Consider the following 5,040-nt stretch of genomic DNA (forward strand, 5'->3'; position numbering starts at 1 on the left):
ATAAAAAGTTTAAAGTTACGATATACAGGTATTTTTAGATAAATTTATCTCAAATTTTGGTGTAAAAAAAGCTTAAATTCACTTTATTTTTACAAACTATATTGTGAGATTATAGTTTTTTAATTTTTTGAGAGTATAATCGTTTAAATTTTATTTATAGAAAGGAAATTAATGTCAGTAAAGCAAGAAAGACGAAGCTTTATCGGCCTTGCGTTTGGTGCCGTGGCAGCTGTTGGTGGCGCGATGTCACTAGTTGCCATGAAAAAGACCTGGGATCCGCTCCCTAGCGTAAAAGCTGCTGGTTTTACAACTGTCGATCTAAGCCCGATCAAAGATGGCGAGATGAGACAGGTTGAGTGGCGTAAAAAGCCTATTTTCATCCTCAAAAAAAGCCCAGATATGGCTAAAAACGACAAGAGAGATGTAGTCGTTGGAGATGCGAGATATGTAGTTCTTATCGGACTTTGCACGCACCTAGGATGTATCCCTGAGTATAAAGCGAGCAAGCAAATGTTTGTCTGTGCCTGTCATGGCGGCGAATTTAACGTTGATGGCGTGCAGACATACGGACCTCCACCAAGACCGCTTGATATCCCACCATTTAAGATCGATGGAACCAAGCTAGTTCTAGGCGAAACAAGCCCAGAATACGAAAAATTAGTAGCTAAAGCTTAGGAGGTTAGCGATGTCTTTATCTCACAAATCAACTGGCGTTATTGACTGGCTTGACCAGCGCCTAGCTTTTACAAAGCTTATGAAGGTTCTAGTTAGCGAATACTGGATCCCAAAAAATATAAATTTCCTTTGGGCGATGGGCGTTATCCTAACGACGCTTTTCTTACTTTTGATCATCACTGGCTATTTGCTTATGATGTATTACAAGCCAGATGTAAATTTAGCCTTTGACAGCGTAAATTACACTATTATGCAAGAGGTCGAGTATGGCTGGCTTTGGCGTCATATCCACGCAGTTTCAGCTTCTACGATATTTCTTATCATGTATATCCACTTGCTTACTGGACTTTACTACGGCTCATACAAAAGAGGCAGAGAGGTCATTTGGGTAAGCGGTATGGTGCTATTTATCTGCTTTTCAGCAGAGGCATTTAGCGGCTACATGCTCCCATGGGGACAGATGAGCTACTGGGCGGCTACCGTTATCACTCAGCTTTTTGGTGGTGTGCCAGTTATCGGTGATGCTTTGGTTGAGTGGATCAGGGGCGATTACGCAGTTGGCGACTCAACGCTTACTAGATTTTTCATGCTTCATGTATGCTTGCTGCCACTTGTAACTATCGTTGTTTTGGTTATCCACTTCTACTCATTAAGAATTCCTCACGTAAATAACCTAACAAGCGAAGATATCGACTTTGAAGTAGAGGCGCAAGAGTATCTACACGGCGACAGAGCAAAAGCTAAAGTCATACCATTTTGGCCAGGATTTTTGGCAAAAGACTTCATGTATGTATCATTTTTTATGATCTTTGTCATATATCTTGTTTGCTATCACTTCAACTTTGCGATGGATCCTATCAACTTTGAGCCAGCAAATCCGCTAAAAACTCCACCACACATCTATCCAGAGTGGTACTTCTTGTGGCAATATGAAATTTTACGTGGCTTCTTCTTTGATATAGCTGGAATTTCAGCTTATAACATCGGTCTTATCGCATTTGCATTCGCAGGTGTTGCGTTTATGCTTATACCTCTTTTTGATAGAAGCGACCTTGTAGCTCCAGCTCACAAAAGACCACTATTTTTTGTATGGTTTTGGGTGCTGGTTGCTGACCTTATCTTATTATCTATATATGGCAAGCTCCCAACAGGCGGCATCAACGACTGGATAGGATTTTACGCGTCACTGCTATTTTTAGTGCTATTTATAATCGCACTTCCAGTTATCACAATACTTGAAAGAAAAAGGGGCTAATCATGAAAGAGCTTAAAATTTTTGCCATCGTTGTTATTCTTTCAGGTATTTTATACTGGGGTATCGAGCCTTACGCTCACACAAAGCTTCATCCGCACACTGCAAATGCTGAGTACAACTTCTCAAAAGAAGATACTGACTACGCAAAGCACTTTTTAGAGCAGAAAAAAGAGGCGCTTGAGGCTGCAAAAGCTAGTGGTAATAAAGCTAGTATAGAAGCGGCTACAAAAGACGTTGAGACAGCACAAAAAATTCTTGATGACTACACAGCTTTTTGGGCTGATATAAACTCGATCGACCTTGCAAAAGGTGACGCTGCAAAAGGCGCTGAGACATTTGGCGCAGCTGGATGCACAGGATGCCACGGCATCGAAGCAGCTGGTATGCCAGCTAGTATGGACGCTGAGACAGCTAGCCAAAGCTTTGGCGTAGTGCCACCAGATCTTAGCACAGCTGGTAAAATTTATGACGAGAGATTTTTGGCTGCACTTATCAAAAATCCAACTATGGCTGTAAAACTATCTCATAAATTTAACGACGAGCATCCTTATCCGATGACTGCATTTATGGGTGCTGGCGGCGATATAAACGCTGAGATCGCTGACATAGTTGCTTATCTTAAAAAAGTATCAGCTGAGGCGGATGCAAAGAGCAAGATCACTGAAGAAAAGGTATTTGCTGATGCATGTCAAAGATGCCACGATATGAAGTATGATAAAAAATATACTCTTGGCAACAAAGTAAGCCTTGCAGCATATATGGGCTCAAACCCACCTGATCTATCTATGATGATCCGCTCAAAAGGTGCAGACTACTTGCATAAATTTATAAACGATACTCAAAAGATGCTTCCAGGCACTGCGATGCCTAGAGTTGGCTTAAACAAAGCCGCTGAAGACGACATAGTATCTTACATAGAAAAAGTAGGCGACAGCAAAAAGGCTGAGCGCGAGAGCACAGGACTTTATGTCATGATCTACTTCTTCATCTTAGGAATTTTTGCTTGGCTTTGGAAACGCAAAGTCTGGAGCGAACTCCACTAAAATTTAAGAGCCTTTTTGGCTCTTAAATTCTCTCTAGTAAATTTACATATATAAATAGATATTCTTTAAATTTATTCTTTTACAAAATCAATCGAGCTGTTTTTATAAAATTTTAAAATTTACTTGACACTAACATGATTTGACTAAACAAATTTGCAAATTTTAAAATCTTACTCACTCGCCTTAGCAACTTACTAAATTTAGGCTGCACTACGTTTAGCACTAAATTTAGAGCCGTGATATGCTCGTTCATAAATTTTAAAATTTGCCTTTATTGATTGACTAGCTTAAATTTCTAGGTTAAAAGCATTTGAGAAATTTGCTTAAATTTTGCGCATGTGATATACCGATGCTCTCTTGCATACCTAGTGTGCAACAGGTATTTGGCAAAAGATGTGGCAAATGTGAGGATATTAACAGTTGCTAAGTGAGTAAATTTACATTTTTTGGCAAATTTACTCAGCAAAAACCACATAAATTTACGCAAAATAGCCAAATTTAACTCGCCGTAAAATCACACTAAACAGCTAGATTTCTTTAGCGATTTTGCTCATTTTGTTTATCAGCTCTTCGCGCTCGCTTGATTTTAGGTTGCCGTATTGAAGCTTTGTCATCATCTGCATGAAGTCAAACTGCTTAAACATCTGCGCGTCGCTCTTTAGCTCTTTTTCAAGCTTCTCGTAGATCTTCTCTGTCTCTTTATTCGCTTTTTCTAAATTTTGCAAAAAGCTTCCAGTAGCGCTTGCATCAAGGTCGTTTTTTGCTGCCTTGTCGATAGCGTTTTTTAAATTTGATAAATTTTCAGAAATTTTCATCTGCACTTCCTTTTGGATTTTAAAATTTAGAGCAAATTTTATTCCTAAATTTCATCCCACCACTTTTTTCTAGGTGGATTTTGCACGGTGAAAACCTCTGCGATCATCGGCGTTGCGTAGTTTAGCTCAAGTTTTGTAGCCGCATTTTCAAAACGCTTGATCGGCTCATCCCAAGCGTGATAAGAAAGATCAAACTTGCCCCAGTGCACCGGCACGCCAAGCTTAGCTTCAAGATCTTTTAGTGCTTGCGCTGACTCCTCTGGCTTCATATGCACGTAAGGCCAGCCATCGCTGTAAGCGCCATTTTCTATAAAAACTAGATCAAAGCCGCCAAATTTCTCATTTATCATCTTAAAATGCTTGCCATATCCGCCATCACCGCTAAAATAAAAGCTAAAGCCAGCCTCCTCTACCGCCCAGCCGCCCCAAAGCGTGGTGTTTCTTTTAAATGTGCGCCCGCTAAAGTGCCTTGAGGGACAAAAAGTAAAGTTTAAATTTCCTATCTTTTGCTCATTAAACCAGTCAAACTCGTAAATTTTGCCTTCATTCACGCCCCATTTTACGAGGTGAGCCTTGACGCCAAGCGGCACTAGAAATTTGGCTATCCTACCCTTTAGCTCAAGGATTGTTTTATAGTCAAGATGGTCGTAGTGGTCGTGCGAGATGAGGGCGACGTCGATCACCTCTGGGTAGTCGCTAGCGGTGATGGCGTGCTCGTAGGCAAAGGGCTTGCCGCCTATTGGGAGAGGGAATGCTCGGTGCAAAACTGGGTCTGTGATGATGATTTTGCCATCAAGCTTGCAGATGAGACTAACGTGCCCAAGCCAGATAAACTCGCCATTTTTGAGGGCGTTTGCGTCAAATTTTAAATTTGGCAAAGGGCGCTTTGGTAGCTTGCCTTTTGGTGGAAAGAGCGCTTGAGGGACGTAATTTAACATAGACGCTTGCGGATTTTTCTTTACCATATCAATTGTCGGCTCTAAATTTATAAAAACTTTGCCGTTAAAATTTGGCGAAGCCTCTATCAGCTTTTGGCTCTTGGCGTCTGGTGTGCCACCAAAAACAGGGGCAAATTTTATAAAAGCAAAAACTGAAGCGATAAATAAAACTATGACTATAAAAATTTCCATCAATAACCCTTTTAAATTTAAAGGTTGGATTATATTTTAGATTTTTAAATTTCAGTTTCATTTAATTAACCCAAGCTTAAAAAACTAATTTTTAAGTTTAAACTTAATTAAGATAATTTTAC

The 5,040-nt window shown here is 40.0% G+C and carries 5 protein-coding genes; 3 read left to right on the top strand and 2 right to left on the bottom strand.

The window, feature by feature from the left end:
• Positions 1 to 171: 171 nt before the first annotated feature.
• Genes petA through F3G76_RS04580 form a run of 3 tightly spaced genes read left to right on the top strand, consistent with a single transcriptional unit; the run spans position 172 to position 2,973 of the window.
• Complete coding sequence (petA, locus tag F3G76_RS04570; RefSeq protein ID WP_002939267.1) at positions 172 to 675, top strand: ubiquinol-cytochrome c reductase iron-sulfur subunit; 504 nt, start codon at positions 172 to 174, stop codon at positions 673 to 675.
• A gap of 10 nt (positions 676 to 685) precedes the next feature.
• Complete coding sequence (locus F3G76_RS04575; protein ID WP_149706053.1) at positions 686 to 1,930, top strand: cytochrome b; 1,245 nt, start codon at positions 686 to 688, stop codon at positions 1,928 to 1,930.
• 2 nt (positions 1,931 to 1,932) lie between these two features.
• The gene (locus F3G76_RS04580; RefSeq protein WP_149706054.1) at positions 1,933 to 2,973 is read left to right on the top strand and encodes a c-type cytochrome; all 1,041 of its coding nucleotides are present in this window, start codon (positions 1,933 to 1,935) and stop codon (positions 2,971 to 2,973) included.
• A 527-nt stretch (positions 2,974 to 3,500) separates the two neighbouring features.
• Here the strand turns inward: F3G76_RS04580 and F3G76_RS04585 are convergent.
• Both F3G76_RS04585 and F3G76_RS04590 read right to left on the bottom strand, forming a co-directional pair.
• Positions 3,501 to 3,788: a hypothetical protein gene (locus F3G76_RS04585; protein ID WP_087581727.1), complete on the bottom strand. Its 288-nt coding sequence runs from the start codon at positions 3,786 to 3,788 to the stop codon at positions 3,501 to 3,503.
• Positions 3,789 to 3,832: 44 nt separating this feature from the next.
• Positions 3,833 to 4,918, bottom strand: coding sequence for an MBL fold metallo-hydrolase (locus F3G76_RS04590; protein ID WP_149706055.1), 1,086 nt, complete (start codon positions 4,916 to 4,918; stop codon positions 3,833 to 3,835).
• Positions 4,919 to 5,040: the final 122 nt, after the last annotated feature.

It is taken from the genome of Campylobacter concisus (assembly GCF_902460575.1).
Taxonomy (GTDB): Bacteria; Campylobacterota; Campylobacteria; order Campylobacterales; family Campylobacteraceae; genus Campylobacter_A; species Campylobacter_A concisus_AW.

Coding starts and splice junctions, on each gene's coding strand:
- F3G76_RS04575 (WP_149706053.1), top strand. CDS start 686: ATGTCTTTATCTCACAAATCAACTGGCGTTATTGACTGGCTTGACCAG.
- petA (WP_002939267.1), top strand. CDS start 172: ATGTCAGTAAAGCAAGAAAGACGAAGCTTTATCGGCCTTGCGTTTGGT.
- F3G76_RS04590 (WP_149706055.1), bottom strand. CDS start 4,918: ATGGAAATTTTTATAGTCATAGTTTTATTTATCGCTTCAGTTTTTGCT.
- F3G76_RS04585 (WP_087581727.1), bottom strand. CDS start 3,788: ATGAAAATTTCTGAAAATTTATCAAATTTAAAAAACGCTATCGACAAG.
- F3G76_RS04580 (WP_149706054.1), top strand. CDS start 1,933: ATGAAAGAGCTTAAAATTTTTGCCATCGTTGTTATTCTTTCAGGTATT.